This window comes from Bacillus cereus group sp. MG1 (assembly GCF_040460035.1).
In the GTDB taxonomy this organism is placed as follows: domain Bacteria; phylum Bacillota; class Bacilli; order Bacillales; family Bacillaceae_G; genus Bacillus_A; species Bacillus_A cereus.
Window position 1 is genome coordinate 259,809 of sequence record NZ_JARVGY010000003.1, and the last position, 19,965, is coordinate 279,773.

The window sequence follows — 19,965 nt, forward strand, 5'->3', positions numbered from 1 at the left end:
AGAAAAAAATGTTTTTAAGGTGAGTATGTTTAATAGTTAGCCTCAACTAATGAATAGAGGAAGACAATTCCATTAAAATGAATAAATAGTGTATAATGCAGAGTGGCTATAATGAAGAATAAAATATTCTCTTTAAGATAGCATAATGAAACAAGAAGAAATGATAAATGAGGTGCGAAATGGAATATCAATATCCGTTAGATTATGATTGGTCAAATGAGGAAATGGTTACAATTGTTAAGTTTTATGAAGCGATTGAGAAAGCTTATGAAAAAGGGATTATAAGAGAAGAGTTAATGGGTTTATATCGTCGTTTTAAAGAGATTGTTCCATCGAAAGCAGAAGAAAAGAAAATTGATAAAGAATTTCAAGAAGTAAGTGGATACTCTATATATCGTGCTATTCAAAGGGCAAAAGAAGTCGAAGAACAAAAGCTCGTAAAAATGTAAAAAAATATTTTGAAAAATAAAAACTGAAGTGATATAATGTGATAACAACTAAAAACGGACAATATAAATTGTCCGTTTTCTACTATCGATTACACAGTGCATATAAAGGAAGGAGTGATTGCATCGTAGATTCAATCTTAGCAAGGAATTGTTCGTTGGTCATTGCTGAAAACTCCTCTGGTGATATATGAATACCAACTAATAATTCTGCTTTTTTTACAGTAGCTAATCGTTCAATCATCTTTTGTAAGTCTTCGGTTTCAAGTGTTTTATGTAATTTCACACTTGGTTTAGTATGGTCAATGGACCAAACGAAGTCATTTGGAATATTTGTTTTTAAATCATTTAAATGTTCTAAGAAGGCATGAGCCGTCTCAACTTTTTGTGGACACTCATAGATTAAACCAAAGTATATGAAGGCATGAGTACCCCATAAGCCGATTTGGAAATGCGGTAGCATTTTATATCCTCGTTTATTTGTTGAAAAAGCAACCCAAGTATCGTTTGGTGGATTGACTTTGCGGCGTGCGTGTTTTGCAACATGATAAAAAAAGTTCTCATCAGTTTGTTTGGATAAGTATTCTGCAAATTGTTCCCCTAAAGCTTCTAGCTTAGGATGAATGTTCGTTTTAATTGCACTCATTCGTTCTTCGAGACCATCAACTGTAAAGACATCAAAATCAGTTGACTTGAATGTTTGTATTGTCATGATTGTTCCTCCAACTCCTATTTTGCTTTTATTTTAGCATAGCTTGTACTATTCATAAAAAAAACAGCACAAAAAAATTTAAATAAAAAAATATAATTTTGTTGCATAGATGATTTATCCAACATAGTATAGTATAAAACAAAAAAATCAGAAAATTTAATTAATTCTAGTCCGAGGGCAGACGAATATTGGGAGGAGGCAAATAATATGAGACAGGTGATTAATGCGTTAAAGAGAACAGATGCTGAAAAGAGAATACCGGTGCTACGTTTGGAGCTAGATTATGAATTAGCAACTTTATATGATGCGATGATGGAAGATGACAAACAGAAAAAAGAAGAGTGTGTACAAAAGTTAGAAGTGTTAAGACTTGAAATGATTCGTTTAGAAGCGTAATAATAGTATATGTATAAAAAATTAGTTGGTGCGAACCTTATAAAGGGTTCGTTTTTTCTGTGAACAGTATAGATCGGAGTGTTTAAACATGCAAGAAGTATGGAAAGACATTGATGCACACGCCAAACGGTGGATTCGGGATGCAGGAGAGCATTTAATGGCATCAATGAAAAAAGCACTTATTATAGAAACAAAATCAAATGCAGCTGACTTAGTTACAAATATGGACCGAGAGATAGAACAGTTTTTAATTGGGAAAATTAAAGAAACATTCCCGAATCATAATATTTTAGGAGAAGAGGGTTATGGAGACGAGATAACGTCTTCTGACGGGGTTGTTTGGTTAATTGATCCAATTGACGGCACGATGAACTTTGTTCATCAAAAAAGAAATTTTGCGATTTCAATTGGGATTTATGAGAACGGTATCGGAAAGATTGGACTTATATATGATCCAGTGCATGATGAACTATATCATGCAGTCAAGGGATATGGAGCTTTTTGTAATGATATATCAATTCCTACACTGAAAAAAGGAACTGTAGAGCAAGGTATTGTAGCTTTAAATGCGATATGGCTTACAGATAATCCATTGCTTAATATGGAAAGTATGATGGCACTTGTTAAGAAAGCAAGAGGCACAAGATCATATGGCTGTGCAGCGTTAGAGATGGTATACGTTGCAACAGGAAGAATAGATGCATATGTAACGCCGAGATTATCACCATGGGATTTTGGCGGAGGAAAGATAATTGTAGAAGAAGTTGGAGGTAAGGTGACGACATTCTCTGGAGCGCCACTTTCTATCATAGAGAAGAGCAGTGTGTTAGTTGCAAAACCAGGAGTGTATGAAGAAGTGTTATCGTTTATATGAGAGCAACAAAAAAAGTAAGAGGCTGTGTATAAGCTTCTTACTTTTTAGCGTTATTGTGATTTGCGCATTTTTCTTTTTGTTACAAAACCGTATCCAACTGTAACAAATGTGCCGATAATGCAAATAATAATACCGATTGGACTATTTTCAGCAATCATAATGCCGATACCGATTAAGAAAATAACACCGATAATTGCAGTTAATAAAAAGCGATATTGAATGTGTTCCATTTCTTCACCCTCCAATCTCATTTTACTTTCACAAAAGTAAGAATACAACTATATTTTCATTCTTGCTTTTATTTTAATTGCTATTGTATCCCCTTCGCTCTTATAATAGAGAAGGATTAAAAAGACATTAGGAGTTGGACATGTTGAAAAAACGACAAGATTTACGTAATATAGCAATTATTGCCCACGTTGACCATGGTAAAACAACACTTGTTGACCAGTTATTACGTCAAGCGGGGACTTTCCGTGCGAACGAACACGTTGAAGAACGCGCAATGGATTCAAATGATCTAGAAAGAGAACGCGGTATTACAATTTTAGCGAAAAATACAGCGATTCACTATGAAGATAAAAGAATTAACATTTTAGATACACCTGGTCACGCTGACTTCGGTGGAGAAGTAGAACGTATCATGAAAATGGTTGATGGTGTTTTACTTGTTGTTGATGCATATGAAGGTTGTATGCCACAAACACGATTTGTTTTAAAGAAAGCTCTTGAGCAAAACTTAACTCCAATCGTAGTTGTAAACAAAATTGACCGTGACTTCGCTCGTCCAGATGAAGTAGTTGATGAAGTAATCGACTTATTCATTGAGCTTGGTGCAAACGAAGATCAATTAGAGTTCCCAGTTGTATTTGCATCAGCAATGAACGGAACAGCAAGCTTAGATTCAAACCCAGCAAATCAAGAAGAGAATATGAAATCATTATTCGATACAATTATCGAACATATTCCAGCACCAATTGATAACAGCGAAGAGCCACTTCAATTCCAAGTAGCACTTCTTGATTACAACGACTACGTTGGACGTATTGGAGTTGGTCGCGTATTCCGCGGTACAATGAAGGTTGGACAACAAGTTGCTTTAATGAAAGTAGACGGAAGTGTGAAGCAATTCCGCGTAACGAAATTATTCGGTTACATGGGATTAAAACGTCAAGAAATTGAAGAAGCAAAAGCAGGGGACTTAGTAGCCGTTTCTGGTATGGAAGACATTAACGTAGGTGAAACAGTATGTCCAGTTGAACATCAAGATGCGTTACCATTATTACGTATTGATGAGCCAACACTACAAATGACGTTCCTTGTAAATAACAGCCCATTTGCAGGTCGTGAAGGTAAATACATTACATCTCGTAAAATTGAAGAGCGTCTTCGTTCACAATTAGAAACAGATGTAAGTTTACGTGTAGATAATACAGATTCTCCTGATGCGTGGATCGTATCTGGACGTGGGGAACTACATTTATCTATCTTAATTGAAAACATGCGTCGTGAAGGTTATGAATTACAAGTATCTAAGCCAGAAGTAATCATTAAAGAAGTTGATGGCGTAAGATGTGAGCCTGTAGAGCGTGTACAAATCGATGTACCTGAAGAATACACTGGTTCTATTATGGAATCTATGGGTGCACGTAAAGGTGAAATGTTAGATATGGTGAATAACGGAAACGGTCAAGTTCGCCTTACTTTCATGGTTCCAGCACGTGGTTTAATTGGTTACACAACAGAATTCTTAACATTAACTCGTGGTTACGGTATTTTAAACCATACATTCGATTGCTACCAACCAGTACACGCTGGACAAGTTGGTGGACGTCGTCAAGGTGTTCTAGTTTCACTTGAAACAGGAAAAGCATCACAATACGGTATTATGCAAGTTGAAGACCGTGGTGTAATCTTCGTTGAACCAGGTACAGAAGTATATGCTGGTATGATTGTAGGAGAACACACTCGTGAGAATGACTTAACAGTTAACGTTGTGAAAATGAAACAACAAACTAACATTCGTTCTGCGACGAAAGATCAAACTTCAACAATGAAGAAACCACGCCTAATGACTTTAGAAGAATCATTAGAGTACTTAAACGATGACGAGTTCTGTGAAGTAACTCCAGAATCAATTCGTCTACGTAAAAAGATTCTTGATAAGAGTGAGCGCGAAAGAGCTGCTAAGAAAAAGAAATCTGTCGAAGCGTAAAAATAAAAAAACAACGCCCTTTATAAAGGGCGTTGTTTTTTTATTTTGTTTATTTTTTAGAATATTTACTCATTTTTGTGGACAGTATTTTTTTTGCGAGTTACTCTTGTATTAAGTGTATAAAGAAAATTGCATTTTACTGCTAGGGGGGAAGAGTGTGTTAGAAAGGATGTCTTTTTTTGCAAAATTGTGTAAGGTAGATGAAAATCCAGAGTTAGGAATGTGGTTACTTTATGGGACGATTATTATATTAAGTGCTCTCGTTTATAATTTAGGGTTTGCTAGAAAGTTGTCTGTACTAAAAAATATTGTGATATACATATCATTAGCAATTGGATGCACAGTATTAACCTTTTTTGCTGTGTTTTTACCTGTTGGAGAAGGACTTGTTGTAGCGGCAATTGTACTTGGAATTTATAGATTGCGTTTGCGTCAAGCGAAACAACAAAAAGCAGGATAAGGAAGGGGAGTTTTCATGCGTTCAGTACAAGATGCACTATATAATTGGTTAACAATTAAAACAGTTGCGGAAGCACGCCCAGATGATAGTGCTGCAAAAGAAACATATTTGTTATTTCAAAATATGATATATGAAGAACATAAATTAAGAAATGTTGAAGTCGAAAAGAACGAGGAAATGTATTTAATTACATATGAAATGAATGGAGAACGGAAATCTGCAAGGTTTCCGTTAGAAGCCATTGATTGTTTTTTGGATCAGATGAATCGTGAACCAGAAAAATATAAATAAGTCCTTATCTATATGAGTAAGGACTTATTTACATTTTACCAATCATCTTCGATTTTTTTATCACGATATAATCGGAAATTACCACTTGCATGACGTTCCATTGTACGCTCTGCAATTCGTTCCGAACATTCCATGCACATATATGTATGAATAGGGCGATTACGCAGTTTTTTTGCCATAGGATTTTCATCATCTAACATATCTTTTTTATCACAAATCATACATTTGACTCTCATTTCGTCACCTCAATACGAATTCTATCAGTATAAGTATATCATGGAAGTATAATGTTTTTGAATAATAGTGGGAAAAAATAATATTTTCGCAATTCAAAAAATAAGTTATGATAAGGATATACCAAGTATGTTTGGAGGTGAAAATATGGCGAATGTAGTAGAGCCTACCTTAACAGAGGATTTAGTACAAACGTTGCGTAAAGAGTGTATTGTTATGATAGCAACGACAGATTTCGAAAAGCAAGTTCCTAACGTAAGTGCTATTTCTTGGGTGTATGCAGTGAGTAAAACTAGTATTCGATTTGCAGTAGATCAACGTTCACGTATTGTGGAAAATATACGGCATAATACAGGTGTGGTATTGACTATAATGGCGAATGAATCCGTATTTTCTATAAGTGGTGCAGGTGAAATTTTGACAGATAGAATGGAAGGTATTTCTCTAAAATTAACTGTAATAGAAGTAAATGTGCAAGAAGTGCGTGATGTTATGTTTTATGGAGCGAAACTTGCAATTGAACCAACATATGAAAAAACATATGATCTTCGGGCAGCGAAAAAGCTGGATAATGAAGTGTTAGTAGGGATAAGAGAATTATAAAGATGCTAAATAGGAAATTCGTTTATTCACTTTTGTAATCGGTTATTGTGATTTAACGTTAATAATTATAATAAAAAGTAATATATTGAATAGAAATGAATAAAGAATAAATAAAAGGTTTAATGACTATGATTTTCGATTCTACCTCGTTTACACGGTACATATAATTATAACAATGGTTCGTCCATATTGTATGGATGAAACCCTTGTTCTACAAATTTAAAAGTGGAGTCAGGGGGTAACAGGTTGGATAAAATTTATGTGTTAGATACGAATGTACTTTTGCAGGATCCTTTATCTATTTTTTCATTTGAAACCAATGAAGTAGTGATTCCAGCAGTTGTATTAGAAGAGGTTGATTCGAAAAAACGTTATATGGATGAAGTAGGACGAAACGCTCGTTATGTATCTAAGTTAATAGATAAATTTCGTGAAATAGGAAAGCTGCATGAAAGTATCCCGCTAGAAAACGGCGGAACATTTCGTATTGAATTGAACCATCGTTCATTCGTGCAACTACAAGATATTTTTGTAGAAAAAACAAATGATAATCGAATTTTAGCTGTAGCAAAAAATCTATCTTTAGAAGAACAGGAAAAAGAGGACGGGAAGTCTGTTATTTTGGTAAGTAAAGATGTGCTCGTAAGGGTAAAAGCTGATGCAATTGGTTTGAAGGCTGAAGATTATTTAAGTGATCGCGTAATTGAAGTAGAAAATATATATTCTGGCTTTTTAGAAGGATATATATCAAAAGAACAATTGGATTATTTTTATGAGAAAGGTGAATTGCCTCTATCTGAAATTGCGAATCATCCTTTTTACCCAAATCAGTTTGTAGTGATGAAAGATGCATTAGGGGGCTCTAGTTCTGCTCTTGGCATTGTGGATCACTTAGGTAAGAAGGTAAAGAAACTTATTTTTCACAATGAACAAGTGTGGGGGATACGACCACGAAATGTGCAGCAAATTATGGGATTAGAATTGTTGCTTCGTGAAGATATTCCGCTTGTAACGTTAACGGGGAAAGCCGGCACAGGAAAAACGTTACTTGCGTTAGCTTCGGGACTTATGCAAACAGAAGACTTAGGGTTATATAAAAAATTACTTGTGGCAAGACCAATTGTTCCAGTCGGAAAAGATATCGGTTATTTACCAGGAGAAAAAGAAGAAAAGTTAAGACCATGGATGCAGCCAATTTTTGATAACCTAGAGTATTTATTTAATACGAAAAAGCCAGGAGAGTTAGATGCTATTTTAGCTGGAATGGGTTCGATTGAAGTAGAAGCCCTTACTTATATACGCGGGAGAAGTATTCCAGATCAGTTCATTATCATTGACGAAGCACAAAATTTAACAAAGCATGAAGTGAAAACGATATTAACTAGGGTAGGGGAAAAGAGTAAGATTGTATTGATGGGAGATCCTCAGCAAATTGATCACCCATATTTAGATGAATATAATAATGGCTTAACATATGTTGTAGAGAAGTTTAAAGAACAGCGTATTAGTGGTCATGTGAAGTTTGTTAAAGGGGAGCGATCTAATTTAGCTCAACTAGCAGCAGATTTATTGTAAAAAGGAGTGAGCTTAAGCTCACTCCTTTTCTTTAAATAATTGTAAATTTACGGATGTTACGGATTGGATTTTGTTGATTAGATCCATCATTGAAATAGAGATGAACAGGCCCGTCTTCTTTTAATGGTTTTCCTTCTTTTGAAAAGCCTAGTATAGCATTTTTGACAGTTTCTAATGGAAGTGTCATTGTATGATCTACCGTTTCAATTTCAACTTGCCTAGCGTCCTCTAAAATTTCAGCGTTAGCAAGAAATGGATGAAATGGTATACCAAATGTTCCAGTAATCAGCTGTTCTTTTTTATATTTCTTCACACTTTGTTGTATTGGAGGAAAAGCGGCACCATCACGGATTTCGCGATCCCAATGTTCTGAAGTGTTTTTTAAATAAGTTTCTAGTTCAGACGTGTTTTCTCTAGTTTCATCAAAGTAAGTTGTCAAATCTACTTTTCGATCATCAAAGATCCAAACAGTTGGATCAATAGTGATTGGAAAACGTACTTTTCCGTTAATAAATAAAATTTCGCTCATTGTTGTTCCCCCATTTGTGTTATACTCCCACTTTTCAGTATAATAGTATTAGACACTGTTGTCACAAAAAATGTTTCTATTGCAATTTATTAAAACTATCGCTAATATTAATAGATAGGATAGAGGAGAGTAGGACGGAAACGGAGGGAATCAATTTGGCGTCTGAGACAGTAGCAAATCATCAGGAAAAGGCACTAGCCCTTCTACAAGCGGATGCAGAGAAGATTTTAAGACTTATTAAGGTGCAAATGGACCATCTTACAATGCCGCAATGTCCATTATATGAAGAAGTGTTAGACACACAAATGTTTGGACTATCCCGCGAGGTCGATTTTGCGGTTCGCCTTGGTCTTATTGCAGAAGAACAAGGGAAAGCAATGTTAGGTGAGCTCGAACGTGAGTTATCTGCACTTCATGAAGCATTTACAAACAAACAACAATAACGGGTTCAAATAAGGGGGCTCAAACTAAATTAGTTTGAGCTTTTTATTTGTATAATAAAGCAGGAAGAATCAATGTACATATGGAATACAACAATAATTAAATTGAAACAGAAAGAGGAAATGAAATGAAAAAAGTATGGAAATCAATGGATTATTCATTATTACTTCCTCTTGTTATCTTATGTGTGCTGGGAGTAATAATGGTATATAGTTCTAGTTCCATTGTTGCGATTTCGAGGCATAACTGGCCGGCAAATTACTTTTTTAAAAAACAATTAATAACTTTAGCTATTGGAACGGTATTGTTAGTAATTGTAGCTTTGTTACCTTATAAGTTTTGGAGAAAACGAATAATTTTATCGGCGATGGGGCTAGGGAGTATTGCTTTACTAGCAGCAGCCTTGATTTTTGGTAAGGAAATAAATGGTGCAAAAGGTTGGATATTAGGTATACAGCCCGCTGAATTTGTTAAATTATCGATTATTATTATATTAGCTCGCTTTTTTGCAAGGAGACAAGAAACAAATACACCTGTTTTTAAAGGGTCGGGACTTACACTTGGTTTTGTTGGAATGGCAATGTTTTTAATTTTAAAGCAAAATGATTTAGGTACCGATTTGTTAATTGCAGGAACAGTAGGGATTATGTTTCTTTGTTCAGGAGTAAGGATTAATTTATGGATTAAACGAATTGTTTTAACTTCTATAGTATGGATTCCAGCTCTATATTTTTTGGCTAATTATAAATTAAGTGGATATCAAAAGGCACGTTTTTCAGTTTTTCTTGATCCATTCAATGATCCTCAGAATGATGGATTCCAATTAGTAAATTCTTTTATTGGAATTGCTTCAGGAGGGCTAAATGGTCGAGGATTAGGAAATAGTGTGCAAAAATATGGTTATTTACCAGAACCTCAAACAGATTTTATTATGGCTATTATATCTGAAGAATTAGGTTTTATTGGTGTAGCTATTATTTTAATTTGCTTGCTACTTATTATTATTCGTTCATTCAGGATTGCTCAAAAATGTAACGATCCTTTTGGAAGTTTAATTGCAATCGGAATTGCAAGTTTAATAGGAGTACAAACTTTTGTTAATGTTGGTGGTATGTCTGGATTAATACCGCTTACTGGAGTGCCTTTACCGTTTATTAGTTATGGTGGAAGTTCTTTAATAGCTAATCTACTTGCAATGGGAATACTACTTAATATTGCTAGTCACGTGAAACGACAAGAGAAACAACAGAATGGTGTAATGAAAGAAAGAGAACAAAATGGACCACATCTTGTAGTTGTAAAATAAAAACACATTGTGCTTTAGAGCATGATGTGTTTTTTATTTTTAAGTAGTTTTAAATATGATGTACTAATTTCTCTTTCAGTTAAAAGGTATATCACATTAAGTTAAATGTGATATACAATTAAGTTGTTAGAAAAGGAAGAGGTATGCTATACTATTTTTGTGAAACAAATTGCACAGAAAACTTATCATTTGTTAGAAAATAAGGTATGATGGATAAAAATAAAGTGAAGCTTTCTAAGTATAATATAATGTGGAAAGTGAAGAACTTCACGCTTTTTAAGGTGTGTATATATTTTATCTCTAGAGTGGTAGGAAAGTAGAGGGGGAAAATCATGACAAAGCTGCAACGTATTCAAAAAGTATTGGTAGCTAACCGTGGAGAGATTGCAATTCGTGTGTTTCGAGCTTGTTCGGAACTTGGATTAAAAACAGTTGCAATCTATTCTAAAGAGGATAGTGGTTCTTATCATCGCTATAAAGCCGATGAGTCCTATTTAGTTGGGGAAGGAAAAAAACCAATTGATGCTTATCTAGATATTGAAGGCATTATTGAGATTGCAAAAAGTAATCATGTAGATGCAATCCACCCTGGATATGGTTTCTTGTCAGAAAATATTCAATTCGCTAAACGTTGTGAAGAAGAAGGAATTATCTTTATCGGTCCGAAAAGTAAGCATTTAGATATGTTTGGAGATAAAGTGAAAGCAAGAACACAAGCGCAGCTAGCACAAATTCCAGTTATACCTGGTAGTGATGGTCCAGTAAATTCATTAGAAGAAGTCGAAAAATTTGCTGAAAAGTATGATTACCCGATTATTATTAAAGCATCCCTTGGGGGTGGCGGTCGTGGTATGCGTATTGTGCGTACTAGTGAGGAATTAGGAGAATCATATAATCGAGCGAAATCAGAAGCGAAAGCAGCTTTTGGTAATGATGAAGTTTACGTCGAAAAATTCGTTGAAAAACCTAAACATATAGAAGTACAAATTTTAGCAGATGAAGAAGGCAATGTTGTTCATTTATACGAGCGTGACTGTTCTGTACAACGTCGTCATCAAAAAGTTGTAGAAATTGCACCGAGTGTATCACTTTCAGATGATCTGCGTCAGCGTATTTGTGATGCTGCTGTGAAGTTAACGAAAAATGTAAACTATTTAAATGCAGGAACAGTAGAATTCCTTGTAAAAGATGATGAGTTTTACTTTATTGAAGTAAATCCACGTGTTCAAGTAGAACATACGATTACAGAAATGATTACGGGAGTAGATATTGTTCAATCACAAATTTTAATAGCGGATGGACATTCATTACATAGCAAAATGGTAGGTGTTCCGAAGCAAGAGGAAGTAGTTGTACATGGATTTGCAATTCAATCTCGTGTAACAACTGAAGATCCGCTAAATAATTTTATGCCGGATACAGGAAAAATTATGGCGTATCGATCAGGTGGTGGTTTTGGTGTGCGTCTTGATACAGGAAATAGCTTCCAAGGTGCAGTTATTACACCGTACTACGATTCTTTACTTGTAAAAGTTACAACTTGGGCACTTACTTTTGAGCAAGCTGCTGCAAAAATGGAACGTAACTTAAAAGAATTCCGTATTCGTGGTATTAAAACAAATATTCCATTCCTAGAGAATGTAGTAAAGCATAAAAACTTCTTATCAGGAGAATATGATACTTCATTTATCGATGCGTCACCTGAATTGTTCTTGTTCCCGAAACGTAAAGACCGTGGAACGAAAATGTTAAATTACATTGGTACAGTAACAGTAAATGGTTTCCCAGGAGTAGGGAAAAAAGAAAAACCAATATTCCCAGATGCTCGTATTCCATGTTTAAAACATTCAGAGCCAATCCAAAATGGAACGAAACAAATTTTGGACGAGCGTGGAGCGGACGGATTAGTAAAATGGGTACAGGATCAAAAACGTGTACTTTTAACGGATACAACATTCCGTGATGCACACCAGTCATTACTTGCAACTCGTATTCGTACAAAAGATTTACATCAAATTGCGGAGCCAACAGCGAGAATGTTACCGAACCTATTCTCAGCGGAAATGTGGGGCGGTGCAACGTTTGATGTTGCGTATCGTTTCTTAAAAGAAGATCCATGGGAACGATTACTAGATCTTCGTGAAAAAATGCCGAACGTGTTATTCCAAATGTTACTTCGTTCTTCAAACGCAGTTGGATACAAAAACTATCCAGATAATTTAATTCAAAAATTTGTGGAATGTTCTGCTCAAGCAGGCATTGATGTATTCCGTATTTTTGATAGTTTAAACTGGGTGGAAGGCATGAGAGTTGCAATTGACGCTGTACGAGACACTGGTAAAATTGCAGAAGCAACAATGTGCTACACAGGGGATATTCATGATCCACTGCGTAGTAAATATGATTTAAATTATTATAAAAATTTAGCAAAAGAGTTAGAAGCATCAGGAGCTCACATTTTAGGTATTAAAGATATGGCGGGCTTACTAAAACCAAATGCAGCATATGATTTAGTTTCTGCATTAAAAGAGACAGTGTCGATTCCAATTCATCTGCACACGCACGATACGAGTGGAAATGGTATATTAACGTATACGAAGGCAATTGAAGCAGGTGTTGATATCGTCGATGTAGCAGTGAGTTCTATGGCTGGTCAAACGTCACAACCAAGTGCGAACACGCTATACTATGCGTTAGGCGGAAACGAAAGACAACCAGATGTTAATATAGATTCTTTAGAAAAACTATCTCACTATTGGGAAGATGTACGCAAATACTATGCACCGTTTGAAAGTGGTATGAATGCGCCTCATACAGAGGTATATATGCATGAAATGCCGGGTGGGCAGTATAGTAATCTTCAGCAACAAGCGAAGGCGGTTGGTTTAGGAGATCGCTTCGATGAAGTGAAAGTAATGTACCGCCGTGTGAATGACATGTTTGGAGATATTGTAAAAGTAACACCATCATCAAAAGTTGTTGGTGATATGGCATTATTTATGGTTCAAAACCATCTAACAGAACAAGATGTTTTAGAGCGTGGACATGCGATGGACTTCCCAGGGTCTGTTGTTGAAATGTTCTCTGGTGATTTAGGTCAACCGTACGGTGGTTTCCCGAAAGAATTACAAAAGATTATTTTAAAAGGGAAAGAGCCATTAACAGTAAGACCAGGTGAATTACTAGAGCCAGTAGATTTCGAAGCGTTAAAAGAAGAATTATTCCATAAACTTGGACGCGAAGTAACGATTTTTGATGTAGTAGCATATGCTTTATATCCAAAAGTATTTATGGATTATGAAAAAGTTGCTGAGCTTTATGGAAATGTATCTGTACTTGATACACCGACGTTCTTCTATGGTATGAGACTAGGTGAAGAAATTGATGTAGAAATTGAACAGGGTAAAACATTGATGGTTAAACTAGTATCAATTGGAGAACCTCAGTCGGATGGAAACCGTGTTCTTTACTTGGAATTTAACGGTCAACCACGTGAAATTATCGTGAAAGACGAGAGTGTAAAAGCAACAGTTGCACAACGTGTGAAAGGAAACCGTGAGAATCCAAATCATATTAGTGCAACGATGCCAGGAACGGTAATTAAAGTAGTTGTAAAAGAAGGCGACGAAGTGAAAAAAGGCGATTCTATGGCAATTACAGAAGCGATGAAAATGGAAACGACAGTTCAAGCGCCGTTCAATGGTAAAGTGAAGAAAGTATATGTTAACGATGGTGATGCGATTCAAACGGGTGATTTACTTATTGAATTAGATCACTAAAATAAGAAAAGAGCTGTGTAAATACAGCTCTTTTCTTATTGCAAAAAATCCCTTGCCGAATTGGCAAGGGATTTTAGTTTTAAATTATTTTGTTTGTTTAGAAGTTGATTCGGCTTCTTTGGCATTCACTTTACTTCTTGTTCCCAGCATAACTAAATAGCATAGTACGGCAAACAAGCAAGAAATGAATAGAGAATGTAACAATGCCATTGCTAAACTAGCGTTTGTAAATACAACTAAAACTCCTACTACAGCTTGAAGTGTAACAAGGATAAATGAAATAATCCATCCCCAATATACTACAGATTGCTGCTTGTAATGGCGAATAGCGAGAATCATCGCGTATAGTATCCAAGCGAAAATTAACATCGCTGCAACTCTATGGCCCATTTGAACCCATTCATGTAGTTGAGTTGGCATAGGTCTGTTTTTGCTACATAAAGGAAAGTCTGGACAGGCTAAGCTAGCTCGTTCGTGACGTACTAAAGCACCTGTGTAGACGACGATATAACTGTAAATTGTTACACCATAAATATGAAATTTCATTTTTTTGTCCATAATAAGTGAACGTGCATCAAATTTTTGGTCAATTTCAAAGATAAGACACGTTAATAAAATGACAGAAGCAAATGAAATTAAGGAAATACCGAAATGGATAGCAAGTACAGCTGGCATTTGTCCCCAAACAACTGCTGCTGCTCCCATTAATGCTTGTGCAACTAAAAATACGAAGGATAAAATTGCTAACGTTTTTGTTTCACGCACATGTTTATAATATTTCCAGGACAAAATACAAAGTAGAGTGACAAGAATTCCAGCTGATCCTGATGTTAATCGGTGGCTAAGTTCAATAATAGTTTCCATTGATAAATTAGATGGAACAAATTCACCGTTACAAAGTGGCCATGATTTACCACAACCTTGACCAGAACCTGTTTTTGTAACTAAAGCGCCTCCTAATAAAACTATTAATAAATCAAGGCTTGTAATGACTGCTAACCATTTAATAAAGCGTTGCAATCTCTTTCACCATCTTTCTGCTATGAAGTTATTGCGAAATATTTTCATTCCATTATGTATAGAATAAAACGCGCTAGTTCCTATGATATATAAAAAATAATAAAATAGCAAAGAAATGGAGGGGGAAGGAAAGGGAGAGAAAATAGGTGTAAAAACAGGGTTCGCAAGGAAAATTTTGGGTGAAAAATAGGCTATTTTGAAAAGAAATGGGGAGAATACGTGTTAAATAGGACAAAATAGTTTATTATAGAAGGTAACATCATGTTATGATAAGGACAAGTCAGAATGAAGTTTTTTATATTCGACACAAAAAGTTCATGTTTTCTTCACAAAATGTTCGGGAAATATGATTTAATATATTGGAGTATGGGCGTAGATTAGTAGTAGAATGGGTTAACAATGTTTCTACTGTAATAATATTGCTATATAGAAGCGAATTATTTCATTTGAAATAGGCGCAAAAAGAAAGATGAAAGTTTTAAGAGGGGGTTAGAGTGATGAACCATGCAACAAGTGAGCTGCATGATGAGTCCGCTGTTACAAGTGTACCGGAAACAACTCGGTTACAAGATTTAAAAGCACTCGTTAAAATGGGGATTGTAAACTCAAATACACTTACTGTATTTACAGGATTTTGGTTGGCATTACACTTTAATGGATTAAGTGTAATGGACAATCTGGATAAGTTATTCTTTACAATCGTTGGTTCAGGATTAATTATGGCAGGGGTATGTTGTTTAAACAACTACATTGATCGAGACATCGATCCATTAATGGAAAGAACAAAGACCCGTCCAACGGTTACTGGAAAGTATAAACCAGGATTTGCACTTACATTTGGACTAGTCATATTACTTCTTGGTTTTGTATTTTTATTATTAACAACACCAATGGCAGTCTTAATGGGATTTATTGGTGCTTTCACATATGTTGTTCTATATAGTTTATGGACAAAGAGAAAGTATACACTAAATACTGTTGTAGGTAGTATATCTGGTGCAGTTCCTCCTTTAATTGGATGGGCAGCAATCGATCCATCTTTAGGCCATCCAATTGCTTGGATGTTATTTTTAATTATGTTTATTTGGCAAATCCCACATTTCCTTGCATTAGCAATGAAACGTGTTGATGAATATCGAAATGCAGGAATTCCAATGCTTCCTGTAGTTCATGGATTTGAAATTACGAAACGCCAAATTATGATTTGGACAGTATGTTTATTACCACTACCATTTTATATGAGTGGACTAGGGATAACATTTATGGTAATTGCAACACTGCTTAACATCGGATGGATCGTTTTAGGATTTTATGGCTTCCGTAAGAAAGATGACATCAAATGGTCCGTGCAAATGTTTGTTTATTCCCTAAATTATTTAACAATCTTATTTGTATCAATGATTGTAGTTACATTCTTCTAAGACAACGACATAATTGGATTTCTTTACGTTGAGATTTACTTTACTTAACTATAAAGTACAATCTAATTCACAAGGAAAGTGGGGGTTGTTTGTATGAAGAAACAGTGGCGACTGCTTTCGTTCGTTTCACTGCTGGCTTTACTGTTAGGGGGATGCGGTAAAGCCTTTCAATCTACTTTAATTCCGCAAGGAGAAGTAGCAAAAATGCAATATGATTTACTTCTACTGGCGAGTGCAATCATGGTAGGAGTAGTACTAGTAGTTACTATTATTTTCTTATATGTAATTGTGCGTTTCCGACAAAAGAAAGGTCAGGAAGATTATATTCCAGAGCAAGTTGAAGGGAATCACAAGCTAGAAATTATATGGACAGTTATTCCGATTATTCTTTTACTAATCTTAGCTGTTCCAACAGTTACATATACATTCAAACTTGCTGATGTAAGTGCGATGGAGAAAAAGAATATTGATAAAGATACTATCGTTGTTGATGTAACAGCGAATCTTTATTGGTGGGAATTTTCTTATAAATCAGAAAAGATAGTAACTTCGCAAGATTTGGTCATCCCCACAGGTAAGAAAGTGTATTTAAATTTGAAGGGTGCCGATATTAAACACTCATTTTGGGTTCCATCTTTAGCAGGGAAAATGGATACAAATACAGACAATGTGAACAAAATGTGGTTAAAGGCAGATAAATCGGGCACTTATAATGGTTTTTGTACAGAATTTTGCGGCCCATCACATTCTTTAATGCAATTTAAAGTGAAAGCTTTAGATGAAAGCGAGTACAAAAAATGGCTTGCTGATATGAAGAAGATTGATGGGAAGAAAGAAGTAGCTTCAACAAAGGCGCAAGAGGGCCAAGAAATATTTAATAAAAGCTGTATTGGTTGTCACGCAGTTGGATCTAATGATAGTAGACCACCTTCCGCTCGTATCGCACCAAACTTAGCAAACTTTGCGGATCGCGATATGGTTGCCGGTATTGCCGAAAACAATGAAGAAAACTTAAAAAAATGGCTGAAAGATCCTGAAAATATGAAGCCAGGAAACAAAATGACTGGCAAATATGGCAACTTAACGGATGATCAAATTGATGCATTAAATGCATACTTACAAACGTTAAAAGTTGAAAAGTAAAGAGGGACTATTCGCGAAGGGGAGGTTGAAAACGTGAGTTCTGTAGCAAAAAAACAGGGGATGGGTGCTGTCATATGGGATTATTTAACGACAGTAGACCATAAAAAGATTGCCATTCTCTATTTAATTGCAGGTGGATTGTTTTTTGTAATAGGCGGAATAGAAGCTCTATTTATTCGCCTTCAATTAGCGATTCCTAACAACGCTTTTCTTGTTGGGGATGCTTATAATCAAGTATTAACGATGCACGGTACAACAATGATTTTCCTCGCAGCTATGCCACTCGTGTTTGCATTTATGAACGCCGCTGTACCACTTCAAATTGGTGCACGTGATGTAGCGTTCCCGTTTTTGAATTCACTCGGATTTTGGTTATTTTTCTTTGGTGGAGTATTTTTAAATTTAAGTTGGTTTTTAGGTGGAGCACCTGATGCAGGATGGACATCTTATGCATCTTTAGCTTTAGCCTCTAAAGGTCATGGTGTTGATTTCTATGTACTCGGCTTGCAAATCTCAGGTATTGGTACATTAATTGGAGGAATTAACTTCCTTGTAACCATTATTAATATGCGCGCTCCAGGAATGACGTATATGCGTATGCCGATGTTTACATGGACAACATTTGTAACATCTTCGCTTATATTATTCGCTTTTCCGCCGTTAACTGTAGGATTAGGACTTTTAATGTTAGATCGTTTATTTGGAACAAGTTTCTTTAATCCGGCATTGGGCGGGAATACAATTATATGGGAGCATTTATTCTGGATTTTCGGTCATCCAGAAGTATACATTCTTATACTCCCAGCTTTCGGAATATTCTCAGAAATCTTCGCAACATTTTCGAAAAAACGATTGTTTGGTTATTCATCGATGGTGTTTGCGACTGTATTAATTGGATTTTTAGGATTTATGGTATGGGCGCACCATATGTTTACTGTTGGACTTGGTCCAGTTGCTAATGCTATTTTCTCAGTTGCAACAATGGCGATTGCGGTTCCGACTGGTATCAAAATATTCAACTGGCTCTTTACAATGTGGGGCGGAAGTATTCGTTTTACGACACCAATGATGTGGGCAGTAGCTTTCATTCCATCATTCGTAATGGGTGGAGTTACAGGGGTTATGCTAGCATCTGCACCAGCTGATTATCAATTTCATGATAACTATTTCGTAGTAGCACATTTTCATTATGTAATCGTTGGCGGTGTTGTATTTGGTTTACTTGCAGGAGCTCATTATTATTGGCCACTGATGTTTAATAAAGTATTAAATGAAACATTAGGAAAGATAACGTTTTGGCTATTCTTTATCGGCTTCCATTTAACTTTCTTTATTCAGCATTTCCTTGGCTTGATTGGTATGCCACGCCGTTACTACACATATCTTGAAGGGCAAGGGTTGGAAATGGGGAATATGATTAGTTCCATCGGAGCGGTGTTTATGGCTCTTGGAACGATTGTTCTTCTATTCAATGTAATTAAAACAACAGTATCAAAAGAAAAAGCTGGTCGTGATCCGTGGGATGCACGTACATTAGAATGGACAATGCCAGCACCGACACCAGAATATAACTTTAAACAATTACCATTTGTTCGCGGATTAGATCCGTTTTGGATTGAAAAACGTGAAGGTAATAAAGAAATGACAGCAGCGGAACCAGTTGGTGATATTCATATGCCAAATCCTTCGTTTTCACCATTTGTCATTTCTTTCGGATTGTTTATAGCGGCATTTGGTGCGATGTATATGCAGGGCGGAAAAGATAAGTTCTGGTTATTAGTAGCAATTATTGGTTTAATCATTACATTTGGCACAATGTTCCTACGTTCAGTAATTGATGATCATGGGTATCATATTCATAAAGAAGATTTAGAGGATAAGGGGGGCAAGGCATAATGCATGTAGATGAAAAATTAACGAATGAAACATTTCCAGCAGAGCCTGAAAAAGCAACCCTTGAAGGGAAAAATAAGTTTGTCGGTTTTTGGCTATTTCTTGGAGGCGAAACAGTGTTGTTCGCTTCCTTATTCGGAACATATTTAGCGTTAAAGAATTCTACAAATGGTGGACCAACATCTCAAGAGATGTTCCAAATGCCACTCGTTTTCATTATGACGATGCTTTTATTAACGAGTAGCTTAACGAGTGTATATGCGATGTATCACATGAAAAACTTTAACTTTAAGAAAATGCAGCTTTGGTTACTAGTAACAGTATTGCTAGGTTTAGGGTTTTTAGGATTTGAGATATATGAGTTTTATCATTATACACATGAATTTAAGCATACTATGAGAAGTAGTGCCTTTGGCTCTGCGTTTTATGCTCTTGTTGGTACACATGGACTCCACGTATTGTTTGGGTTATGTTGGATTTTAACATTAATCTTTAGAAATGCGAAGAGAGGTCTAAATTTATACAATGCACCGAAGTTTTATGTTGCATCGATTTATTGGCACTTTATTGACGTAGTTTGGGTGTTTATTTTCACTGTAGTATATTTAATGGGAATGGTGGGATAAA

The 19,965-nt window shown here is 35.6% G+C and carries 20 protein-coding genes; 15 read left to right on the top strand and 5 right to left on the bottom strand.

Translation table 11 applies throughout. The features are described 5' to 3' along the window. Window positions 1-179: 179 nt before the first annotated feature. Window positions 180-449, top strand: a complete 270-nt coding sequence (locus tag QCI79_RS31290; RefSeq protein ID WP_000456552.1) for a UPF0223 family protein — start codon at window positions 180-182, stop codon at window positions 447-449. 82 nt (window positions 450-531) lie between these two features. Here QCI79_RS31290 and QCI79_RS31295 read toward each other — a convergent pair whose 3' ends face one another. Further along, window positions 532-1,158: a YktB family protein gene (locus QCI79_RS31295; protein ID WP_000155317.1), complete on the bottom strand. Its 627-nt coding sequence runs from the start codon at window positions 1,156-1,158 to the stop codon at window positions 532-534. A 207-nt stretch (window positions 1,159-1,365) separates the two neighbouring features. Between QCI79_RS31295 and QCI79_RS31300 the strand changes: the two genes are divergently transcribed. Together QCI79_RS31300 and QCI79_RS31305 are read left to right on the top strand one after the other, a co-directional pair. Continuing rightward, window positions 1,366-1,554 (top strand): hypothetical protein, encoded by a 189-nt coding sequence (locus tag QCI79_RS31300; RefSeq protein WP_001250164.1) that lies wholly within the window; start codon window positions 1,366-1,368, stop codon window positions 1,552-1,554. Window positions 1,555-1,642: 88 nt separating this feature from the next. Beyond that, window positions 1,643-2,428: an inositol monophosphatase family protein gene (locus QCI79_RS31305; protein WP_001158705.1), complete on the top strand. Its 786-nt coding sequence runs from the start codon at window positions 1,643-1,645 to the stop codon at window positions 2,426-2,428. Between the two features lie 50 nt (window positions 2,429-2,478). Here the strand turns inward: QCI79_RS31305 and QCI79_RS31310 are convergent, their stop codons facing one another. Further along, window positions 2,479-2,658 carry a DUF5325 family protein gene (locus tag QCI79_RS31310; RefSeq protein WP_000400127.1) on the bottom strand — a complete coding sequence of 60 codons (180 nt, stop codon included), beginning with the start codon at window positions 2,656-2,658 and terminating at the stop codon, window positions 2,479-2,481. Between the two features lie 140 nt (window positions 2,659-2,798). Here QCI79_RS31310 and typA point away from each other — a divergent pair, with 140 nt between their 5' ends. The 3 genes from typA (at window position 2,799) to QCI79_RS31325 (ending at window position 5,394) form a co-directional block, all read left to right on the top strand. Beyond that, on the top strand, window positions 2,799-4,643 hold the full coding sequence (gene typA, locus QCI79_RS31315; protein WP_000914762.1) for a translational GTPase TypA: 1,845 nt from the start codon (window positions 2,799-2,801) through the stop codon (window positions 4,641-4,643). A 157-nt stretch (window positions 4,644-4,800) separates the two neighbouring features. Next, window positions 4,801-5,103, top strand: a complete 303-nt coding sequence (locus tag QCI79_RS31320) for a YlaH-like family protein (RefSeq protein ID WP_000893662.1) — start codon at window positions 4,801-4,803, stop codon at window positions 5,101-5,103. Window positions 5,104-5,118: 15 nt separating this feature from the next. Continuing rightward, window positions 5,119-5,394: a hypothetical protein gene (locus QCI79_RS31325; protein WP_001258147.1), complete on the top strand. Its 276-nt coding sequence runs from the start codon at window positions 5,119-5,121 to the stop codon at window positions 5,392-5,394. 35 nt (window positions 5,395-5,429) lie between these two features. On the opposite strand, the gene QCI79_RS31330 is transcribed toward QCI79_RS31325, so the two are convergent. Next, window positions 5,430-5,630 (bottom strand): YlaI family protein, encoded by a 201-nt coding sequence (locus QCI79_RS31330; protein WP_002082250.1) that lies wholly within the window; start codon window positions 5,628-5,630, stop codon window positions 5,430-5,432. Window positions 5,631-5,775: 145 nt separating this feature from the next. Here QCI79_RS31330 and QCI79_RS31335 point away from each other — a divergent pair, with 145 nt between their 5' ends. Continuing rightward, on the top strand, window positions 5,776-6,231 hold the full coding sequence (locus QCI79_RS31335) for a pyridoxamine 5'-phosphate oxidase family protein (protein ID WP_000024597.1): 456 nt from the start codon (window positions 5,776-5,778) through the stop codon (window positions 6,229-6,231). Window positions 6,232-6,477: 246 nt separating this feature from the next. Beyond that, entirely contained in the window at window positions 6,478-7,806 is a 1,329-nt protein-coding gene (locus QCI79_RS31340; RefSeq protein ID WP_000358083.1) for a PhoH family protein, read from the top strand. A 31-nt stretch (window positions 7,807-7,837) separates the two neighbouring features. Here the strand turns inward: QCI79_RS31340 and QCI79_RS31345 are convergent, their stop codons facing one another. Next, window positions 7,838-8,335, bottom strand: coding sequence for a molybdopterin-binding protein (locus QCI79_RS31345; RefSeq protein ID WP_001289807.1), 498 nt, complete (start codon window positions 8,333-8,335; stop codon window positions 7,838-7,840). 155 nt (window positions 8,336-8,490) lie between these two features. Between QCI79_RS31345 and QCI79_RS31350 the strand changes: the two genes are divergently transcribed. The 3 genes from QCI79_RS31350 (at window position 8,491) to pyc (ending at window position 13,861) form a co-directional block, all read left to right on the top strand. Next, window positions 8,491-8,778 (top strand): Fpa/YlaN family protein, encoded by a 288-nt coding sequence (locus tag QCI79_RS31350; RefSeq protein WP_000135694.1) that lies wholly within the window; start codon window positions 8,491-8,493, stop codon window positions 8,776-8,778. A 125-nt stretch (window positions 8,779-8,903) separates the two neighbouring features. Beyond that, window positions 8,904-10,082: an FtsW/RodA/SpoVE family cell cycle protein gene (locus tag QCI79_RS31355; protein ID WP_021727667.1), complete on the top strand. Its 1,179-nt coding sequence runs from the start codon at window positions 8,904-8,906 to the stop codon at window positions 10,080-10,082. Window positions 10,083-10,414: 332 nt separating this feature from the next. Further along, window positions 10,415-13,861 carry a pyruvate carboxylase gene (gene pyc, locus QCI79_RS31360; protein ID WP_000164088.1) on the top strand — a complete coding sequence of 1,149 codons (3,447 nt, stop codon included), beginning with the start codon at window positions 10,415-10,417 and terminating at the stop codon, window positions 13,859-13,861. Window positions 13,862-13,945: 84 nt separating this feature from the next. On the opposite strand, the gene ctaA is transcribed toward pyc, so the two are convergent. Further along, complete coding sequence (gene ctaA / locus QCI79_RS31365) at window positions 13,946-14,881, bottom strand: heme A synthase (RefSeq protein WP_001188747.1); 936 nt, start codon at window positions 14,879-14,881, stop codon at window positions 13,946-13,948. A 497-nt stretch (window positions 14,882-15,378) separates the two neighbouring features. Between ctaA and ctaB the strand changes: the two genes are divergently transcribed. The 4 genes from ctaB (at window position 15,379) to ctaE (ending at window position 19,964) form a co-directional block, all read left to right on the top strand. Continuing rightward, window positions 15,379-16,302 (top strand): protoheme IX farnesyltransferase, encoded by a 924-nt coding sequence (gene ctaB / locus QCI79_RS31370; RefSeq protein WP_001015056.1) that lies wholly within the window; start codon window positions 15,379-15,381, stop codon window positions 16,300-16,302. Window positions 16,303-16,395: 93 nt separating this feature from the next. Beyond that, complete coding sequence (gene coxB, locus QCI79_RS31375) at window positions 16,396-17,445, top strand: cytochrome c oxidase subunit II (protein ID WP_000745268.1); 1,050 nt, start codon at window positions 16,396-16,398, stop codon at window positions 17,443-17,445. A gap of 60 nt (window positions 17,446-17,505) precedes the next feature. Then, entirely contained in the window at window positions 17,506-19,341 is a 1,836-nt protein-coding gene (gene ctaD / locus QCI79_RS31380) for a cytochrome c oxidase subunit I (RefSeq protein ID WP_153578907.1), read from the top strand. After that, the gene (gene ctaE, locus QCI79_RS31385; RefSeq protein WP_000557861.1) at window positions 19,341-19,964 is read left to right on the top strand and encodes a cytochrome c oxidase subunit III; all 624 of its coding nucleotides are present in this window, start codon (window positions 19,341-19,343) and stop codon (window positions 19,962-19,964) included. Before ctaD ends, ctaE begins: the two co-directional genes overlap by 1 nt. Window position 19,965: the final 1 nt, after the last annotated feature.

Excerpts from the sequence above, each read along its gene's own strand:
- ctaE (WP_000557861.1), top strand. The coding sequence starts at position 19,341 with ATGCATGTAGATGAAAAATTAACGAATGAAACATTTCCAGCAGAGCCT.
- pyc (WP_000164088.1), top strand. The coding sequence starts at position 10,415 with ATGACAAAGCTGCAACGTATTCAAAAAGTATTGGTAGCTAACCGTGGA.
- QCI79_RS31305 (WP_001158705.1), top strand. The coding sequence starts at position 1,643 with ATGCAAGAAGTATGGAAAGACATTGATGCACACGCCAAACGGTGGATT.
- QCI79_RS31330 (WP_002082250.1), bottom strand. The coding sequence starts at position 5,630 with ATGAGAGTCAAATGTATGATTTGTGATAAAAAAGATATGTTAGATGAT.
- QCI79_RS31325 (WP_001258147.1), top strand. The coding sequence starts at position 5,119 with ATGCGTTCAGTACAAGATGCACTATATAATTGGTTAACAATTAAAACA.
- QCI79_RS31310 (WP_000400127.1), bottom strand. The coding sequence starts at position 2,658 with ATGGAACACATTCAATATCGCTTTTTATTAACTGCAATTATCGGTGTT.
- QCI79_RS31290 (WP_000456552.1), top strand. The coding sequence starts at position 180 with ATGGAATATCAATATCCGTTAGATTATGATTGGTCAAATGAGGAAATG.
- ctaD (WP_153578907.1), top strand. The coding sequence starts at position 17,506 with ATGGGTGCTGTCATATGGGATTATTTAACGACAGTAGACCATAAAAAG.
- ctaB (WP_001015056.1), top strand. The coding sequence starts at position 15,379 with ATGAACCATGCAACAAGTGAGCTGCATGATGAGTCCGCTGTTACAAGT.
- QCI79_RS31335 (WP_000024597.1), top strand. The coding sequence starts at position 5,776 with ATGGCGAATGTAGTAGAGCCTACCTTAACAGAGGATTTAGTACAAACG.
- typA (WP_000914762.1), top strand. The coding sequence starts at position 2,799 with ATGTTGAAAAAACGACAAGATTTACGTAATATAGCAATTATTGCCCAC.
- coxB (WP_000745268.1), top strand. The coding sequence starts at position 16,396 with ATGAAGAAACAGTGGCGACTGCTTTCGTTCGTTTCACTGCTGGCTTTA.
- QCI79_RS31355 (WP_021727667.1), top strand. The coding sequence starts at position 8,904 with ATGAAAAAAGTATGGAAATCAATGGATTATTCATTATTACTTCCTCTT.
- QCI79_RS31295 (WP_000155317.1), bottom strand. The coding sequence starts at position 1,158 with ATGACAATACAAACATTCAAGTCAACTGATTTTGATGTCTTTACAGTT.
- QCI79_RS31345 (WP_001289807.1), bottom strand. The coding sequence starts at position 8,335 with ATGAGCGAAATTTTATTTATTAACGGAAAAGTACGTTTTCCAATCACT.
- QCI79_RS31300 (WP_001250164.1), top strand. The coding sequence starts at position 1,366 with ATGAGACAGGTGATTAATGCGTTAAAGAGAACAGATGCTGAAAAGAGA.